This is a genomic window from Nostoc sp. NMS4, from assembly GCF_017115095.1.
Taxonomy (GTDB): Bacteria; Cyanobacteriota; Cyanobacteriia; order Cyanobacteriales; family Nostocaceae; genus Nostoc.
Genome location: NZ_JABXKI010000139.1, coordinates 1 through 18,614, shown reverse-complemented (window position 1 = coordinate 18,614; position 18,614 = coordinate 1). Strand labels below are relative to the sequence as shown.

The following is an 18,614-nucleotide window of genomic DNA, read 5'->3' as shown; positions in this document are numbered from 1 at the left end:
ATCCGTTTTCTGAATTCGGACGTTTGTTTATTGAATTCGGGCATTTGTGTTAGGACTTACGCAATAACTCTCTGAAACCTTATTCCTTTGTGTCCTTCTCTGACGAGACGCTGCGCGAATGCGGTTCGTTTTTTCATGATTTTGCGTAAGTCCTGTGTGTTCCAAGCTTGAAGTTTCAGGTTCCAAGCTTGGAGTTTCGAGTTTTTAAATCTAATGACTAGAAGTTTTAGTGACTTTGAGTGCGATCGCATTACTCACTCTACTACCTAAGCACTAACTTCCGGTGTCGCTGATGACTGTAATTCAGTTCTATGCTCCTGCCCGTAGTCATAAGGGCCATGAGTCACAACCGGCAACACTTCCCAGTTTTCGATCGCAGGTGGTGAGCTAGTTGTCCATTCTAAGGTCAAAGCTTGCCAAGGATTATCACCAGCCAAAGGTCCTTTGAGCCAACTGTAGATCATGTTGAGCGCAAAGGGAATTACCGATATCGCCAAAACAAACGAACCAAAGGTACAAATTTGATTGAGGTCGATAAATTGGGGGTCATACATTGCCACTCGTCGCGGCATTCCTTTCAAACCCAACTCGTGCATGGGTAGGAAAGTGAGATTAGTGCCGATGAAGGTGAGGGCGAAATGAACCCGTCCCCAGTTTTCATTGAGCATTCGTCCAGTGATTTTGGGGAACCAGTGATAAATGCCGGCATAAATGCCAAACACGGAACCGCCAAACAGAACGTAGTGGAAATGTCCGACTACATAATATGTGTCGTGGACGTGAACATCAAAGGGGGCTGTTCCCATCGTCACACCGCTTAAGCCACCCATGACAAACATTGACAACAAACCAATGGCGAAAAGCATCGCCGTGGTGAAGCGGATTTTACCACCCCAGAGGGTAGCAACCCAGGCAAAAATCTTTACCCCAGTGGGAACTGCAACTATCAGTGTGGAGATGGTGAAGAACATCCGCATCCAACCGGGTGTGCCACTGGTAAACATGTGGTGTACCCAGACGAACAAACCGACAACGCAGATGGCTACACTAGAATAAGCGATCGCTTTATAACCAAAAATCGGCTTGCGCGAGTGTACTGGAATCACCTCCGACATGATGCCAAAGATGGGCAGAATCATTAAATATACTGCCGGGTGAGAATAAAACCAGAATAAGTGTTGATAAATTACAACGTTACCACCCGCATCTGGTTTAAAGAAGGAAGTGCCAAAGTTGAGGTCAAATAACAGCAGAATTAAACCGGCTGCTAATACAGGTGTAGAAAGTAGTGCCAACAAGGAAGTTGCCAAGATTGCCCAGCAAAATAGGGGTACTTGATCCCATTTCATGCTAGGAACCTTCATCATCAAAATGGTGATCACAAAGTTCAGTGAACCCAAAATTGAAGAAGTTCCCACCAAAACGATCGCTAATATCCACATAGTTTGAGCGATTGGTGCTGTCACCAAACTCAAAGGCGGGTAAGCTGTCCAACCAGATTGGGAACCGCCAAAAATGAAACTACCTAAAATCAGCGCACCGGCTGGGGGATTTAACCAAAAAGCGATCGCATTCAGCTTCGGGAAAGCCATATCCCTAGCACCGACCATCAACGGCACTAAATAGTTACCAAATCCCCCAATGGCGCTAGGGACAATCCACAGGAAGATCATAATCGTCCCGTGATTGGTCATGAAAGCGTTATACAAATTGGGGTCGAGTACGTCTGCGTCTGGTGTTGCTAGTTCAACACGGAGAGCAACAGCCATCAATCCACCGATAAGATAGAACACAAACGCTGTCACCAGGTATTGAATACCAATAACCTTGTGGTCAACATTAAATGTAAAATAATCTTGCCATTTCCACGCCTTCGGATGGGAGGTGTGGCCAGCCACCAGAGTTTCCGGTTTATTTTCTTCTGGTGGAGTATTCCGTGGAAATTCTACCTGCGTCATATTTTTGTCCTTTATCGTTTGTCATTTGTCATTTGTCCTTTGTCAATTTGTCCTTTGTCAGTTATGTGTCGCCTATAGTAAAAGCACCCCTCCCCGCAAGCCTACGGTGTAGACACAAGTCTGAAACAGTTTGCTCATCAAGGTTTTACCCCACCCTAACCCTCCCCGATGCATTGGGGAGGGAACTGGATTTCCGGTTTCCCCCCAATAAACGGGGGGATTAAGGGGGGTAATTCGACTATCGAGCGGGGTGGAGTTTCTCTTAATAATGGTTAATTGAGCGGACATAATATTACCCAATGACCAATGACTAATGACCAATGACCAATGACTCTAGAGTTGCTGCATTAATTCCCATATCATGGGTGTGGGGCGCGAGAAACTCTGATGTCGATAAGTCGGCGGGATTAACTGCAACAACTTGATTGAGGTTTTGCTGTTGAGCAATCTGATTTTCTGTGCGCCAGTTATTATATTCTTCTGGTGTGTGGACGATTACCTGTGTCCGCATTGAACCGTGATAACCACCGCACAATTCAGCACAAACTACGGGATATGTACCTGGTTTGGTGGCAACAAATCGTAGTTCGGTAGGGATACCAGGAAGTGCATCTTGCTTCAACCGAAAGTTGGGAACCCAAAATGAATGAATTACATCTTGTGCTGAAAGGTTGAGTTGCACATCAGCACCGACGGGTATGTGCAATTCCCCAGAGGTAATGCCACTATCGGGGTAATTAAATATCCAGGCGTACTGTATCCCTTTGACATCAACAACTAAATCGGCTGGTTTGTTAAGGGTTTGAGGAGACGCACCGATCCCAATTGTTGGGGCAATTGTTGGGGCAGTTGTTGCTTCAGTATCGCTTAATGTAGCAGCCAAAGCACTCCCCGGAATATGAGCCACATGAGCTGCTGAATGAGGATGACCGGCAGGTTCAAAACCTCCCATTTGGTTAAAAACATCCACACTGTAGATGCCCAAACCAAGCACAATCACTGTGGGAATTGCTGTCCAAAAGATTTCTAAGGGAACGTTACCTTCTATTGGTAAACCATCGGTATCATCACCGCGACGATGACGAAACTTAACCAAAAAAATCAGAATAGTTCCTTCTACCACCAAGAAGAATGCGATCGCAATGGTAAACATGACGTTGAAAAAACCGTCCACCAAAGGCGCTTGTAGCGATGCTTGCACCGGCATGAGAGTGTGGTTTTGACCAATCCAAATGCTGATTGCTGTAACTACTATCCCAGCAACCAGAGTCCATAGTGAAACAGGAATTTGTTGCATATATGCTACCTGCTTTGTAAACCGTCTGTAGAGGTGTTATTTTCTGAAAATTGGGCATTGGGCATTGGGCATCGTTATCTATTCCCCATTCCCAATTCCCCATTTCCCATTTCCTTTTCACTTATTAACTTTCTAACGTGCAGCCACAAAAAATGGGGGAAACTTCCAGATTTTTTCCATATCTTTCCCCCAAAAAATGACAATTTATATTTCAACTCATACCACAAAGTTAGCCCCCTGCTTTCAGAAAAGCTAGTTGTTCCAAGAGGGCACTGTTAGACCTAATCCTAATACTGATTAGGCTATATTAGCAGCAAGTTTAAATTTGTTAATAGCGAACAGTCTACGATTTACGGATTTGTTTACTGCGAACTTTTTATTAGTTACAGTAAATATTTAATATTCCCCTCAAGTTACCTTGCCTAGAGCATTTACGCTCTATACAAACAGTGCCTCCTTGAATGAACAACAATTTTGACTAACTCCAAAAATCTTAATTGTTTAATGCAACATGTGTGTAGCAATTCTTGGGACAGATCCGCGAACAAGCTTCACAACCAATACAGTTTTCTGGAGAAGTAACTGCCATTACTTTCCGTTCAATTTCTTCATCATCTTCATCTTCGACAAATTCACCTTCTTCATTGAGTGCCTTTAAACCAAGCACATTGTACCCGCATACTTTAACGCATCTGCCACAGCCGATACATTTATCCTTGTTGATTTCTTGAGCGAATTTTGGTGTCCAAGTCTTACCGCCAAATGTCAAACCTGTTAGTTGCGCCATGAATAAATCCTCGGCAATTTTGCCTGTCAATCTGTTTGTGCATTAATCATCATATTATCCTAATCTTTTTTTATTTTGTATTCAAAACTTACTTTTATCTCATCAAATTTCGATGACTTTGAACACAATACTCAACTGTTTTTCATTTAATTTTATCGATGAAGCTATTGCTAATAATTCTTATAAAAACCCTACTCACAAGCGCATGGGGAATGGTGAATAAGTTACCAATGCTCTATACCCTATGCCCAATACCCCAAGCAACGCGGCAACTATCACGGCACACCCATTCTTGGAATAGAGTTTCCCGTCGCTTTGAATAAAAAGTTCAGGATTGGAAGCATATTCAGGTGAGAAAAGCCTCGTGTATATGTGGTTTCTAACTGCCGATTTAACTATTATTTCCAGCAGACGCAACTATATCTATGAGAGTAATGATATTCTTTGGCAAATATTTTTAGACTTTGGCAAATAATTTTAGATAAACAGTATAGATATATACGATAAATAATGTTCGCCAGTTACATTTTGATATCTGCAATATGTATTTTAGAAAGCAACATTTTTTTAATTAGTTTGATTTAAATATTTAGGTAAACGCTGACAAATTAAATATTATTTTTTCATCAAAATAAACATAATTAATTTATAAAGGAACTGTAAAGTTTATGGCAGAATATTGTCATGCATTAAATATTAAAATTATTAACAAATCAGATGAAGTGCAATTGTCAAAAGCTTAAACATTTCCGAGAAAGACCTTCTGTAAGGTTTTATGGTCAAAGATAAAATGTCCATTAAGTACGTAATTAAATAAATGTTAAGATTTTTTTCTAAGCTCAGTACGAACAACTTAATCATTTTCTTCATGAAATGTATAGTTAATAAGAAGTTTTATTTGGCTCATTTTTAAAGCCTTAAATAGCTTCCAATTGGATACAAATTCAAATATGGATGTATGAAGTTAATGCGGCGAGAATAATCTTTTATCGCCAGAAAGATAATGTGGTAGCGAGTCATGAATAAACAGGACTCATCCAGGGGAGAACTGAGACAGACATCTCAACGATTAGAGTGGGAAAAGAGCCAAATGCCTTATACAATTCCTAACAACAGTTGCGTTGGATGTGACAACTGCCGCCCCCAATGTCCTACGGGTGCAATCAGAATAGAGGACAATGAATACTGGATCGATCCTAGTCTTTGTAATAATTGTGAGGGCTATTATTCAGAACCGCAATGTGTAATAGCTTGTCCAACTAATTCTCCAATTCCTTGGCAGTCGAAAAAGGGGAGATGCAAAGTTGAACCGAGAGATGCTAGCAGCTTAGACTTGTTTTCTAATGGCAAGAATAACCCATTTGCTTCAGCGATCGCAATTTGGGAAGCTTGTAATGTCTTAGCACAGCGCACATCCCTACATTGGGAAACCGATGAAGAAGGTTATATCAGTTACAGCCGACAAGTAAATCAAGGACGAGGTGCGATCGCTTTTCACATCCAAGATCCCTTCAAAGTCAACGACAAGGCCACAGATATAGCCGCAATTGAGGGACTTGACATTAGAGCCGCTTGCATAAATCTAATTTTTGCAGCTTACGCTACAGCCTTAGATCAACCTTGGGAACAAGAATTTGCGATCGATGAGCGACAAATCGAGAAATATTTGGGGATGGAGAAACGCAAAGATTTAAGCAAAGCTGCCAAGCTAGCTTTAATGAAAAATATCGTTCAGCAAGCTTGCTCTTTAATTATCTCCATTGACTGGCCTCAACAAGGTCGAATTAACGGATTCTCTGTTACAAACAGCCGCTTATGGCACTTAGTAGACATTCAGCACCACTTCCAAGAAGACAATCTTGGATGTAAATATCTGATTGGGCTAACATTTAAAATCAAAGCCGGATTATGGGCGCAATATTTCTTAAACAAACAAGCATGTAAAGAGCGAACCGCATTCTATCAATATGGCAGTCTCCCCAAAACCCTGCTAACCACAGTTATGAGCATTTGGCAGCAACACGAAGGCGCAGTCCGATTAATGCTGTGGTTGCTGTTTAAAACAAAAATGGGCAAAGAACAACGCATTACCATTCCTACCTTGCTACGTATTGCTTACGGTGAGGAAAAAGTTGCCCTTGCATCCAGACAACGCGAAGAACGCAAACGTCTGCTGCGAACCTTTGAAAGCGATTTAGAAATTCTCAATCACTATGGAATGAAACCACTTTTCGATCCAGTTACCTACCCACCAGAAATTCAACCTTTGTGGGCGAAATTAATTGATCTTCCCGAAGATCCAGATGAAGCATTAGAATTTTGGACTAATGACGGTGGTGCCGAAACTCGCCTCACAGACACAGGCCCCCGTGGTAAATGGAATCTGTTAATGAATGCGCGGATTTTAGCATTTGAACTCCCACCAGAATGGGAACAGCAAATCTCAGAATCAGAAAAAAAGAAAACAAGAACTGCCAAAGCCAAAAGAAAACCCAAAGCCACAAACGATTTACTAGGCGAACAAATTTTGCAAGCGCGAAAAAATTTGAATCTCTCCCAAAGAGAATTGGCAAAACTCACAGGTAAAAGCCAAAGCTGGATTAGAGATATTGAAAATGGTCGTTTAAAAGCCAAATTAGAAGACCAAATACTGCTACGAAAAGTCTTAAATATGGCTTCATCTTGATTTGGAATTTCAACGCATTCGCCCTTGGCGTTCCCGAAGGGTAGGGGCGCGGAGGTAAACGCAAAGGAACGCAAAGTTTTAATTACGAATTGATACAGCCTCATACTAAATCTAGCATTTAATTAATTCGTAGCGAACTAAACTTAGCAATACTCCGCGTACCTCTGCGCTTCCCTTTGCGTCCCTTTGCGTTGAAAAACTCTTGTTAAGTACTATAACTCATCACTTTACTAGAGGTAATCCAGAGACTACCCACAGCATATTTAGTAACTACCAACTCCCTTGTAGCATTACACGAACTCTTCAGTTGTTGAGTCTTAGTTTCATCTTTCACAAGTTTAGCCTGGTAAGTGTAGAGAGAACCAGAAGGTTGTTCAAAACTTAGTTCAGCTAGGATAGTATTGTTGTCTAAACTTTGCTCTAAAATTTTACCTGCAACTTTGTAATTAAACCAATTCCATCCTTTACAGAGGATTAACTCTCTTTCCAAAACCTGAAGTGCAGCAGGGAGAATTCCCCAGCCTCGATAGACTTGATGCAAGCATTGAATATCACCAGTACGAGTCAAAATTGATCTAAATGAATCTCGATCGAGACGACCGTAATATCTTCCTTCTGGCAAGTCTATCACTGTTGGCGCAAAGCGATGTCCACCAAAATGTGATGATTTCCAAATTCGCACATCATCTAAGCACAAATCAGCATTACTCGCTGTAACATGAAAGTAAAAAGGAGCGCCATATCTCGCACAACACTTGTCATGGCTACCGTGGGTACAAACTAAAATATCTCTAGTTTTAGTAGTTTCTACCTCAAAATTAGAACTGATACCCAATATCGATTTTTGAACGATTTCTGCTACTTGCTCAATATTTGCTAGCTTAAACTCTTGCTTCTGGTATCCATTACTTAGACCCTCTTGTTTTTGATAAATTAAAAGCGTAGTATGATTGACTTTGTGTGATACATCATTAGCAATTAAGAGAAATCTAATCGGTAGTTTAGCACGCTTCACTTCCTCTACTAAAATCCTCAAATTCTCAGGCACCCATTTGGAGTTAAAGGCTTCTGATGTCCAAGGTAAAGGACACTCAACTAAAATATAAGTTTGATAATTGGTGGCGCTACCAATAACATCTTCTCCTATTTGCCGTGAATCGTCAGAACAAAAAAAAGCATTCATCTCGCTGTACTCATTAGCGTATTTTATGGACAAAAGGTATTACAAAATACAATTGTGTTCTTAGCTACAATATCCTTGGCTAAAGGAGATAAAAAGAACAATATTCATTTCCCAGTTAAAACTAGGTAGCCACTTTATAACATCATTATTTATCAAGGTCTTTCCGGTTAATAAATTCTCCACAATAGAGATAAACAGCGTCAAGATAGATTTTTCCGTATAAGCGGCGTTAATTTTGTATCTAGTTTTATTGTTATTTGGTATCTCATAAATTTTCACTTGCTGAAACTCAGTTTTTTTAACTTTTTTTACACATAAAGATATAGTTTTCTGCTGCTCTTATGAAAAAATATATTTCTAAAGGTAGATGCGGAAACATTTCATAAACAGCGATCGCTTTGGTAAGCCTTACTGTTTTAAGACTTCTTCTACACTATCTGGTTTTAATGTATCTCTTGATGTCCATATATTGCAAATAATTCTCAATTAGATAAGAAAAAATAAAAACAATTAAATCCGGGGTAAATGCTTTACTACCCCGTAATCCATGCGCGATAAGTTAATAATCAAAATAAACTAGTGACTACTATTAGCAGCGTCACTGATATCAATATTAACAAACCTGGTATTTAGCATTTTACCTAATCTAACTTTCTGAAGCTGATGTCAGGGTTTGATGATAGGTATCTGTTTTGACTGTAACTGAAGTCAATAAGAAATGCAAGTATTTAAGAATCTTTATGACTTCTTTACATCATGATAGATAGAGTTTTGCGATTGTGACAAATTGTTGCTAATAAGGGCGCATTTACTAAATTCAAATATCTGTAGCAATAGCGCTCGCATATTTATACTTACATGCAAAATTCAATTATTTTTGACCACGGTATTATCAGCAGGTGAGAATCTCCCATTTTTTGAGGCTTTCTCACCCTTGGGTTTTACCAAATCAGCGATCGCAAATAGATTGAATTAGAACTTACGCACAGGTAACAAAAAATCGAACCACAGAGGCGCATGAAGAAATGGGTATTCCTGAATATTGGATTGCTGATTATGCTGCATTGGGTGCAAGAAAGTTCATTGGCAATCCTAAGCAACCCACTATTTTTGTATGCGAATTAGTTGATGGTGAATATCAAATGACACCGTTTCAAGGCAACGCTGCGATTTCATCATCTATATTTTCTCAATTAAATTTAACCGCACAACAAATTTTTGATGCGGCTAACTAACCCATATCTTGCCATCATTCATTATTAATCGAGAGCATTGCAATTTGGCAAGAATTTGGCAGACTTTAGCTATTTTGAAAGCGCCTGTTGAAAAGTTTTGATGGCATCAACATGATTTACTATATTAATGCAACGTAACAACAAATCTAGATCGATCCCTTTGACCTCCTCACTACTGGAAACCCTTTCATAGTGAAGTGAGTTTCCCTCAAAGCGTAGGTGATAAACTAATAACACACCGTCTTCCCAAAACCACACTTCAGGAATCAAGAGTCGCTTGTATGCTTCCAGTTTGTTGATTCCGCCACTGGTAAACACCACTTCTATGGCCAAATCGGGACGCACTCTACCAGGAGCAAGTTTATAGGATTCATCCGCTTCTCGCTTGACAGCACCCGATTCACTTTCTAGGGTCATTGAACCAGTTGGGGTAAAGTCAAACCCTGTCATCAGCAAGTACAGTTCCAGCAATGCGGCAATTCTCTTCTTAACGGTTTCGTGTGCTTCTCCTGGCATTTTTCGGATTTCCAATACTCCATCCAGAAAAGACAGCCGATATCCTGGACGGTCTAACAACTGCTCAACTGCTTTGAATTCTCTCCAGGTCACTCCCTCAAACAACAGGGGTGATTCCTGACGGGGTGTAACGTAGACGCTTTGCGGCTTGTCGTCAGACATCGCTGCTGGGGTCATTTGAGTCTCCAGTCTGTTTCCAGATGAGCAAATTAAAGATGGCGTAGTCGCGCAGTTTGCTTATTTTAACTTCTTTTTTGGTTCACGGCGTTTACGGTTCTACCGATCCCTAATCATCAACTACCAGAATAAAGTGCGATCGCTCCTTGATGAATTCCAGCATTGCTAAGACTGCGTGGTTTACCGCCGTAGGCATAGCATTTATTTCATTTTTAAACATCTTTCTTGAGAAATAAACCACGTATGGTAATAATTCAAAAGAGGTATAAAAAACTATGACATTAATTTTAGCTCTCGATTTTGGCGGAACTAAGCTAGCGGCGGCATTGGTAAATGCTGGTTCTAGAACGTGGTTGCGTTATGAACGTCGTCTCTCGCCAGTAGGTGCAGATGCTAGCACTGACTTGGAAATAATGCGATCGCTAATTTACTCTCTGTTGCAAGACACAAAACCTGCTGCGATCGGTGTCAGCTTTGGCGGGCCTGTTGATGCTTCCACGGGGACGGTGCGACTATCTCATCATGTCGCTGGATGGGAAAACATTCCTCTCAAAGCGTTGTTAGAAGATGAGTTTAGTGTTCCTGTTGATGTAGACAATGACGCTAATATTGCTGCTTTGGGTGAACACCGTTTTGGTGCGGGACAGGGATACGATAGCCTGTTTTATATTACTGTCAGCACTGGCGTAGGTGGTGGTTGGATACTCAATGGCCAGCCTTGGCGGGGTGCTGGTGGGATGGCTGGCGAAATTGGACATATCGTTGTCGATCCTGCTGGGCCAGTTTGTTTGTGTGGGAAGCGGGGATGTGTGGAACGTTTGGCTTCGGGGCGTTATCTGGCGCAAAATGTTAGGGAAATTTTGGAAAGCGAACCGCAGAGGCGCGGAGGACTCAGAGATGGAGAGGTTTTGAGGGGTTTGGTGGGGGATGATTTAACGTTGCTGACGGGACAGTTGGTAAGTGAGGCGGCGGCAAGGGGTGATGATTTGGCTAAGGAAGTTTTGGATAAGGCTGCTTGGGCGCTGGGTGTGGGTATTGGCAATGTGGCAAATTTGATGAATCCGCAGCGCTTTGTATTGGGAGGCAGTGTGATGAAGGCGGGGGAGGATTTTTGGCAGGTGGTGTGTCAGGTGGCGCGGGAGACGGCTTTACCAGAGGTTGATTTTGAAATTGTGCCGGCGTTGCTGGGTGATGATGCACCATTGTGGGGCGGTGTGGCGATCGCTTCTATGACAATCTCAAATTTGTAAATGAGTGAGGTGTGGAATCCATAAGTGCAAACAGAACTGGGTAGAGGATGTGAATTTAGGTGAATAAATCTTAATAATTAGGTGAAAGATGGAATGGTAAGTTTTTTACAGCTTATCTATCGATAGGTACTAGACAAAAATTTCCAAGTACGCTTATTTGCTGCTTGCAGAGACGAGGAAGATTTCCCCGCCGTAGTATTTCATGCGGTAGAAAAGATTCTATTCTCATTTCTCCGCTCCCTTCTGTCCATCTATCGCCTTTCCCTCCTTTGAGTAATGATAAAGACTCTCCGCTCCCTTCTTTCCTACGCAGCTTTAGCTACTATTGTTTTAGTAGCTGTAGTCACAACCCAGTTAGGAACTACGCAGAAAACTGTGGCTGCCCAATCTACCACGAGCTTGTACGTCTACGTATCTCCCACGGGAAGCGATAACCAAGGCAATGGATCGCTAGCCAATCCATTGAAAACGTTGGCGTATGCAGCAAAAGTAGTTCAACCGAATCAAAACTACACGATTTATTTGAACCCAGGTGTCTACAGGGAAACGGAAGCGACGGTACTTCCACCGGGAGTGAATATCGAGGGAGCTGGTGAATCAAGCGTGACTATCACTAGCAACGGTGCTATTCCGGCTCCAGGAGTAAATACTGGCACTAGTGACTGGAGTCTTTGGCATTATGGAAGCATTATTCAGCTTGTCTCGCCTAGCTACTCCGGCTCGAACCCTCGGTACGGATCTCCTTCCGAGATGATTGAAGCGACAGACGGTAATCAGACGTTAGGCGGCTTCACCATAGACGGGAACGGCAAAACCATCAAAGCCGGCATCTGGGTAGAAAATCGTAACAACGTTACTACGCATCATGTCACGTTCAAAAACTTCCAGCACAGTGGTGCAGTTTTTACGCGTGGCAACATGTGGTGGTACGTGCCGCTTCCAGAGGGAAAGTGGATGAAGAACACAACGATACATGATTGTACGTTTATCAACTCTGCATCGGATGGAGTATCGGGAGGATCTACCGGTAACTTGAGACTTGGAGGACTCGATGGCGCTGACATCTACAACATTACTATCCGAGAAAATAAAGGATACGGCATAAAGTTCATGCATGTCGGTCATATACGTAACGTGAAGATTCACGATTGCGACATCCAGGTTCCAGAAATTGATTCCCAGTGGAGCGAGGATGCTGCCATTGAACTTTGGAATTTGAGTTATGGAAACCAAATCTACAACGTTACCTGTAATACGTGGTTATCGATGGTCAATCATTCAATAATGAATGAATACCAGCCGACAGCTACACACCCAAGCAATCTCAAGATCCGAAACTTACGAATAAAAGATATTGACGGACAGAGTGTTAAGGAGTCAATCGAGGTTGCCTTAAGCGGAGTGGAGATATCTGACTCCTACTTTCAGGATAAGGGCTTCGGTATTGCGATCTGGGGAGGGAAAGCATGGGGCGGAACTATAGAAAATCACGACATCAATATCCACAATAATATTTTCGCAAATGTCGCTCGTAAAGTTCAATTTGGTTTCGGGAACAGTGCTGCCGTCTTTATTCCCGATCCAGCTTCCAACATCAATATTCACAACAACGTGTTCGATACATTAGGGAATAGCCTACAGATCAACTCCGCAGACAGGATATCGCTCAAAAATAATGTGTTTTTGAACTCTCAAGGAGACGATGTGCAAGGAGGTAAGAACATTGCTTTTACTAATAATCTCCGCAGAAATACGAACCCAGCAAAGTCAACTTGGCAGATCCAATTCGCGGTTAATGCGACAAATATCCAGGGTGAACCAAGATTTACAAGCACGGGCGATCGTTGGAACTCTTACTACAAACCGGCTTCGTCACGTAGTCTTGTGGTGGATAAAGGAACTAATGTCGGACTTTCTTACTCCGGTTCTGCACCTGACATCGGTCGATGGGAGTGGTAAGGAACGTTGATAAAAGAGAATTCAGGAGTCAGGAGTCAGAATTCAGTTGGGTATTCTGTACGACTGGCGCTGACTCAATACTGTTAGGTTAGAAACTTCCAAATAAAAAAATATCCCTAAACTGATGCAAGAATTCTCTCTATTTATTTTCCCTCTGTGTTCTCTGCGCGGCAGTCGCTCATGGGGGAAACCCCCAAGACCGCGCTGCCTTGTCTCTGTGGTTCGTTTATTTGAATAATTTATTTCTTGGAAGTCCCTTAAGAATATGGTGAAATTGAAAAATCACTAATCGTTTCACTATGACTTTTGAATATTTTGACGAAACTCCCTAATTGCTTCCAAGGGAGACGACAACAAAAGACAACGATTGAGCAAGGATAAATCTAATTCTGCTAATAGCTCACTTTTAACAACTTTCTCATATTCTTGTTCTCGTAAGCAGTAAACCTCAAATGTGCCGTCTTCCCAAAACCAAACTTCTGGGACTTGCATTAATTTGTATTTCTGTAGTTTGATGGGACTACCGCTAGTAATCACTACTTCAATGCACAAGTCTGGTACAGGTTTGTCGGTTCCAAAGCAATAAGATAAGTCAGCTTGATATTCTACTATCTCAGGAATAATCTGGCTAAAACTCCCACTGGGAAAAAATTCAATCCCCTGTTCCACAAAATACTGTCCCAGGAGTAAACCAGTTAAACACTTAATTACCTCATGCGGCTTACCAATAGTCACAATTTCTAAAATTCCCTGACAATAAAACAACCGCACACCTGGTACATTTTCAAAGCTGGCTTGAATCGCTTTAAACTTTTCCCAACTTAACCCATGTCGAAAGAAGCGTTGTTCTTCTGGTAAGTTAACAGCATTTTCTAACGTTTGAGTCATAATATTTTTTGCCCTCTCAGTTAGCAGTCACAAAATTTATCTCATTTCCATTTTAAGTCAAAACCAAATTATCCCGATGAATCACGGTTTCTGCACCGGCATATCCTAAAATTGTGGAAATTTCTCGTGAATGATAGCCGCGAATCTTTTGCAGTTCATTGCTGTTGTAATTTACAAGTCCTCTGGCAATTTCGTTACCGTTGGTATCACATAATTGCACTGCTTCTTGTGTGTCAAACTCTCCTTCTACTAGCTTAATTCCAGCAGCTAATAACGATTTTCCGGCTAGAGAAATTGCCGCGATCGCACCTTCATCTAAATACAATTTACCCGCAGGTAAAAGTCCGTAAGCTATCCAACGTTTACGCGCCGAAGTTGGTTCAGGTTGCGGTTCAAAATGCGTCCCAATCAGTTCACCTTGAATAATTTTTTCGATATTCCGGGGAAATCGCCCTTGGGTAATTACGGTACGTACTCCCGCCGCGATCGCAATTCTCGCAGCCGAAATTTTTGTCGTCATCCCACCAGTTCCCCACTGGGAACCTTGGGAACTTGTTTGTATCTGTAATTCTGCTAATTCTTTAATGCTACTAACTAATGCGATCGGTCGCGCATCTGGCACGGAACGCGGATCGGCTGAGTACAATCTATCAACATCAGTAAGTAAAAATAGCCAATCTGCTTCTACTAAGCTAGCAACCAATGCCGAAAGGGTATCATTATCACCAAATTTTAATTCGTCTATGGCGACGGTATCATTTTCATTGACTATGGGGATCACTCCCAGTCCCAGTAATTCCTGAAAGGTGTTGTAGGCGTTGAGATAGCGGCTGCGTTGTACTAAGTCGCTACGTGTTAGTAATACTTGAGCGATCGCTTGTTGCAAAGTAGTAAATAGATCATCGTATATCCGAATTAACCTACCTTGTCCAACTGCTGCTACAGCCTGTTTCAGTGCGATCGCTTTCGGACGTTCAGTTAAGCCCAACCGCGCACAACCCACCCCCACAGCGCCAGAAGAAACCAAAATCACTCGATGTCCTTGGCTTCTTAAATTGCAGAGTGTTTCCGCCAAGGTAGCGATCGTCGAAAGTGCTAATTGTCCCGTTTCTGGTTGAGTTAGGCTGGAAGTACCGATTTTGACAACAATTGTTAGTGACATCTAAAAAGTTAGGAGTTAGGAGTTAGGAGTTAGGAGTTGAATTTAATTCATAACTCATAACTTCTAACTCCTAACTCAATTTGTAAAGCGCCAATCCCTCTATAGTGAAGGTTGACGCTTTACGGAAGTATATTTACTTAGTATGAGTTAGGGTCTTTTTTGGCTGACCCCATGTTATTAATACTTATGATCCCCGATTTTTTGGTTCCAGTATGATTCCTTAAGCATTTCTTTAGATTTACTTTCCTGACGATTTGTCAACTTTTGTGAATCTTCTTTTTCTTTGGTGTAATAGATGCTCCCAAAATTTCAGATATCCAAACTTCAAAGTTGCGGATGGGATGAGAACGGAGGGCTGCGTCTGCATGGACTATTGGTTCAACTAAAATGGTAAACATTCCCAAACGATTACCAGCCAAAACATCGGTAAATAAGCGATCGCCTACCATCCCCACTTGATGCACTGGTAGATCCATTCCCCGAAGTGCGGCTCTAATTTTGCGGCGGGAAGGCTTGGCTGCACCTAAGTAGTAAGGTAAGTTGAGCGATCGCGCAATTCCACCAATTCGCGCTTCACTCAGGTTATTACTCACCAAGCACAATGCAGTATAGGTACGGATTTGCTCTACCCACTCTCGTAGCTCTGGGGAAGCCATTCCGACTGTAAAGGGTACTAAAGTTTCATCTACATCCAATACCAGCCCTTTAAGCCCGTATTTTTGGATAATATCTGGTGTTAGGTTCAACACTGAACCCTCTAAAATCAAGTCAGGCTGTAAAAGATTGTTCCAGACCATAGTCAACAGTCAAATGTAGATAGTTAAGACAAATGAGCATAACCCAATATAGTTTAGTTAGTCGAACTCCATCCTGGAATATCCCCCTGAACATTTTGAGATAAAATCCCTAGAATCTTATCTATTTCTTTGATGTAGTAATTACTTAAATCAATAAATATATCGTTTTCTTCTAACTTTAAAAACTTCCAAATATCCCCTGTTGTTAACGCACCGTAAATTTTTCTGATTTCATTTCCTTCTTGTTGATTAAACAATTGTGCTGCCAACATTGCAGCTGCACATTCACCTAATCCACCTTTAATATTTTCATTTTTTGCTTCAATAATAACCACCACAGGCACATTAATCGTTAGTTGTTCTTTAGAACGGCTGATGATAAAGTCACAATATCCATTCAGACCTTTTTCTAAATCTACATTAAAATCTGTTCCCGAAAATAAACTAATTGGATAGTTAGCCCTGCGTCTTACCTCCAATAATATCGGAGTGATAATCATTTCTGAACGAGCTTTTTCAGTATTAATTGCTAAAGCTAGTTCTGTAGTTTCTTCTAAAGAATTTTTGAGTTTATCACTTGCCTGTAAAGGTCCTATGTCAGCACATAAATCAGTTTCTTCATCAATGCGGATGCTGAATGACTTTTTAAATTTACTTAATGTAAAATCGCCATAAGCCATTTTCAGCATCTTATACCAATTTTTTATTTTGGCTCGAAAATCCTTACCAAAGTATTTTTACCCGAATCTTAAACAAGATTAATTGTTTCCATTCATCCACATTTAATGGGACATGGTAAAAAGTTTAAGTAGATTGTGCTGAGAATGAAAATTCATAATTAAAAAATTCAAAATGAAAATATTACATTTTGAATTTTTAATCTTATTCAACTTCATTAAAAAGATGTTCTTCTAACAGAGGCTGCACTTTGCGGAACTCCTCTGGAGAAAGTAATTCAGGTTCACCTGTTTTTGTTATCCGTGCAAAAAACAACAGAGGATCTAGGGGTGTATAAATTGCATACTCCTGATCTTCCTCATAAAAGCTAGCGAGTAGCTGTAATTGCTCAGGCTCTAAATCCGCCTCTTCGTCTTCGATTTCTAAGGTAAAGAGTTCTGATTCTTCTACTGGCGGTAAATCACCTGCAACAGTTAGAGCATAAGCTGTGTTCTTTAATATCAAGTTCTGCTCAGATAGTACAGCTTGAGCATTAGCAAAAATTTGCTCAATGATGGTGTCGTCTTCTACTAGAACCGCTTCTTCTTCCTCACCGTCACCTTCCCAAGAAAAAATTTCCACAGGTGAGTCTACAGGAAGCAGCAAAACGTATTCTTGTCCATCTACCTCTAGGGAATGCTCTATATAACAATCGAGCGATCGCCCTTTGTCATCGGTTAAAGTGATGGAACCCGCATGAGCGTTATCATTTTCTTCAGGAAATGGAGGGGAAAACATAGCCGAAATGTAGAAATTTAATAAATACCAGCAAGCTTGAAAATCGCTTAACTATATTAATGACATATTATGTCAACCAAATAGCTTTACACGTAAATACAACTACTGGCTAATCGTTTTTAGAATATCATGTTAAAAGGTATCAATATTCAATAGCTGCAACTGAACTGCGGGAACTGGCACGCTTAACATCCAGCCATTGTTGCAAAATCAAAGCGGCTGCCTTGCGGTCAATCAAACCTTTATGGCGTGACGGGGAGCGGTTTTCGGCTATCAGCAGTTGCTCTGCTTGAAATGAAGTTAATCGCTCATCCATATATTCCACAGGCAGGTTTAGTGCTTTAGAAAGTCTTGTAGTAAATTTCTGAACTTGACGAGCCTGAAATCCTAGTGAGCCATCCATTGAATAAGGTAAGCCCATAACTAGAACTTGCACCTCACGTTCATTAACTATTTGTCTGATTTGCTTGACATCTTGCTCAAAAGATGTGCGCTCAATAGTGGTGATTCCCGTGGCAATTAAACCCGTGCGATCGCACCCAGCCACACCAATCCGCTTGCGACCAAAATCTAGTCCCAATGCTGAAATAAAGGGTTTTGGTTGCCCTTGGGATATCACACTAATTCTCCTGCTGTCCATCTGCTGATTCAGAAATCGGCGATGTTTCGATACTAGGGTTTTTTACCGAAAAGTTAATCGGTTCTGACAAGCTTTGCAGAGGTTTATCTGATGATGGCAACTTTCCTGGTTGTATCCATGACATCCCACCTGGTATCGGTTTACGAGTCGGTTGTAAACCTTGCAGCATATCAGTCCACTGGATTCCTTCTAAGGAGACAAATTTAGACTCCCGTAGCTTATGCCACACCGAGCGAGACATCACTAATGTATGTTCTATGCGTTTTGCCCCAATTCGCTCCAAATATTCTTCTCGCTCTGCTTGATAGTCTGAAGAGGCTAGTTGTAACCCTTGTTGGGGAAAATCTTGGGCAATGCGAGCCAGTTGGGATAATAATTCTGGATAAAGCCAGGTATAAGCAGGATGAACCGTCAGCGTTGCCGTATGGGGAACTTCACCATTCCGGTCAAGTTGCACTTGAAAATAGCCGATCGCAGCTTTGCGTTGGGGTTCAAATACGTAGCCACTGACTACTTCTGTTTTAGTCAGCCATTGCTTCACTGCATCAGTTAAAGCACCGAACAAGCTAGTTTTAAAGTCGCGGGTATTGCGGTCAAAAACCTGACGTACCAGAGGTGGCATCG

15 protein-coding genes and 1 pseudogene are annotated in these 18,614 nt (G+C 41.5%); 4 read left to right on the top strand and 12 right to left on the bottom strand.

The window, feature by feature from the left end; all coding sequences use genetic code 11:
• Nucleotides 1-266: 266 nt before the first annotated feature.
• From ctaD to fdxB, 3 genes are all read right to left on the bottom strand, one after another.
• Nucleotides 267-1,958, bottom strand: a complete 1,692-nt coding sequence (gene ctaD / locus HWQ37_RS11275) for a cytochrome c oxidase subunit I (RefSeq protein ID WP_292747024.1) — start codon at nucleotides 1,956-1,958, stop codon at nucleotides 267-269.
• Between the two features lie 310 nt (nucleotides 1,959-2,268).
• The gene (locus HWQ37_RS11270; RefSeq protein ID WP_292747021.1) at nucleotides 2,269-3,255 is read right to left on the bottom strand and encodes a cytochrome c oxidase subunit II; all 987 of its coding nucleotides are present in this window, start codon (nucleotides 3,253-3,255) and stop codon (nucleotides 2,269-2,271) included.
• Between the two features lie 493 nt (nucleotides 3,256-3,748).
• Complete coding sequence (gene fdxB / locus HWQ37_RS11265; protein ID WP_292747018.1) at nucleotides 3,749-4,042, bottom strand: ferredoxin III, nif-specific; 294 nt, start codon at nucleotides 4,040-4,042, stop codon at nucleotides 3,749-3,751.
• Between the two features lie 1,090 nt (nucleotides 4,043-5,132).
• Between fdxB and HWQ37_RS11260 the strand changes: the two genes are divergently transcribed.
• Entirely contained in the window at nucleotides 5,133-6,728 is a 1,596-nt protein-coding gene (locus HWQ37_RS11260; RefSeq protein ID WP_292747097.1) for a helix-turn-helix domain-containing protein, read from the top strand.
• A gap of 205 nt (nucleotides 6,729-6,933) precedes the next feature.
• On the opposite strand, the gene HWQ37_RS11255 is transcribed toward HWQ37_RS11260, so the two are convergent.
• The gene (locus HWQ37_RS11255) at nucleotides 6,934-7,911 is read right to left on the bottom strand and encodes a sucrase ferredoxin (RefSeq protein WP_292747015.1); all 978 of its coding nucleotides are present in this window, start codon (nucleotides 7,909-7,911) and stop codon (nucleotides 6,934-6,936) included.
• Nucleotides 7,912-8,882: 971 nt separating this feature from the next.
• Between HWQ37_RS11255 and HWQ37_RS11250 the strand changes: the two genes are divergently transcribed.
• A complete protein-coding gene (locus tag HWQ37_RS11250; protein ID WP_363318104.1) occupies nucleotides 8,883-9,146 on the top strand; it encodes a Uma2 family endonuclease in 264 nt (87 codons plus the stop codon).
• A gap of 69 nt (nucleotides 9,147-9,215) precedes the next feature.
• Here the strand turns inward: HWQ37_RS11250 and HWQ37_RS11245 are convergent, their stop codons facing one another.
• Nucleotides 9,216-9,839, bottom strand: coding sequence for a Uma2 family endonuclease (locus tag HWQ37_RS11245; RefSeq protein WP_292747011.1), 624 nt, complete (start codon nucleotides 9,837-9,839; stop codon nucleotides 9,216-9,218).
• A gap of 275 nt (nucleotides 9,840-10,114) precedes the next feature.
• Between HWQ37_RS11245 and HWQ37_RS11240 the strand changes: the two genes are divergently transcribed.
• Nucleotides 10,115-11,089 (top strand): ROK family protein, encoded by a 975-nt coding sequence (locus HWQ37_RS11240; RefSeq protein ID WP_292747008.1) that lies wholly within the window; start codon nucleotides 10,115-10,117, stop codon nucleotides 11,087-11,089.
• A 375-nt stretch (nucleotides 11,090-11,464) separates the two neighbouring features.
• Nucleotides 11,465-13,048 (top strand): hypothetical protein, encoded by a 1,584-nt coding sequence (locus HWQ37_RS11235; protein WP_292747005.1) that lies wholly within the window; start codon nucleotides 11,465-11,467, stop codon nucleotides 13,046-13,048.
• Between the two features lie 297 nt (nucleotides 13,049-13,345).
• Here HWQ37_RS11235 and HWQ37_RS11230 read toward each other — a convergent pair whose 3' ends face one another.
• From HWQ37_RS11230 to HWQ37_RS11200, 7 genes and pseudogenes are all read right to left on the bottom strand, one after another.
• Entirely contained in the window at nucleotides 13,346-13,936 is a 591-nt protein-coding gene (locus tag HWQ37_RS11230; RefSeq protein WP_292747003.1) for a Uma2 family endonuclease, read from the bottom strand.
• Between the two features lie 52 nt (nucleotides 13,937-13,988).
• Nucleotides 13,989-15,098, bottom strand: a complete 1,110-nt coding sequence (gene proB, locus HWQ37_RS11225) for a glutamate 5-kinase (protein WP_292747001.1) — start codon at nucleotides 15,096-15,098, stop codon at nucleotides 13,989-13,991.
• 257 nt (nucleotides 15,099-15,355) lie between these two features.
• Nucleotides 15,356-15,895, bottom strand: coding sequence for a YqeG family HAD IIIA-type phosphatase (locus HWQ37_RS11220; protein WP_292746999.1), 540 nt, complete (start codon nucleotides 15,893-15,895; stop codon nucleotides 15,356-15,358).
• 53 nt (nucleotides 15,896-15,948) lie between these two features.
• Nucleotides 15,949-16,575, bottom strand: a complete 627-nt coding sequence (locus tag HWQ37_RS11215) for a hypothetical protein (RefSeq protein WP_292746996.1) — start codon at nucleotides 16,573-16,575, stop codon at nucleotides 15,949-15,951.
• A 202-nt stretch (nucleotides 16,576-16,777) separates the two neighbouring features.
• A complete protein-coding gene (locus tag HWQ37_RS11210) occupies nucleotides 16,778-17,350 on the bottom strand; it encodes a DUF3727 domain-containing protein (protein WP_292746993.1) in 573 nt (190 codons plus the stop codon).
• Nucleotides 17,351-17,492: 142 nt separating this feature from the next.
• A complete protein-coding gene (gene ruvX, locus HWQ37_RS11205) occupies nucleotides 17,493-17,990 on the bottom strand; it encodes a Holliday junction resolvase RuvX (protein ID WP_292746991.1) in 498 nt (165 codons plus the stop codon).
• A pseudogene (locus HWQ37_RS11200) lies at nucleotides 17,971-18,614 on the bottom strand (GNAT family N-acetyltransferase); the annotation flags it as partial. The gene ruvX and the pseudogene HWQ37_RS11200, both read right to left, overlap by 20 nt.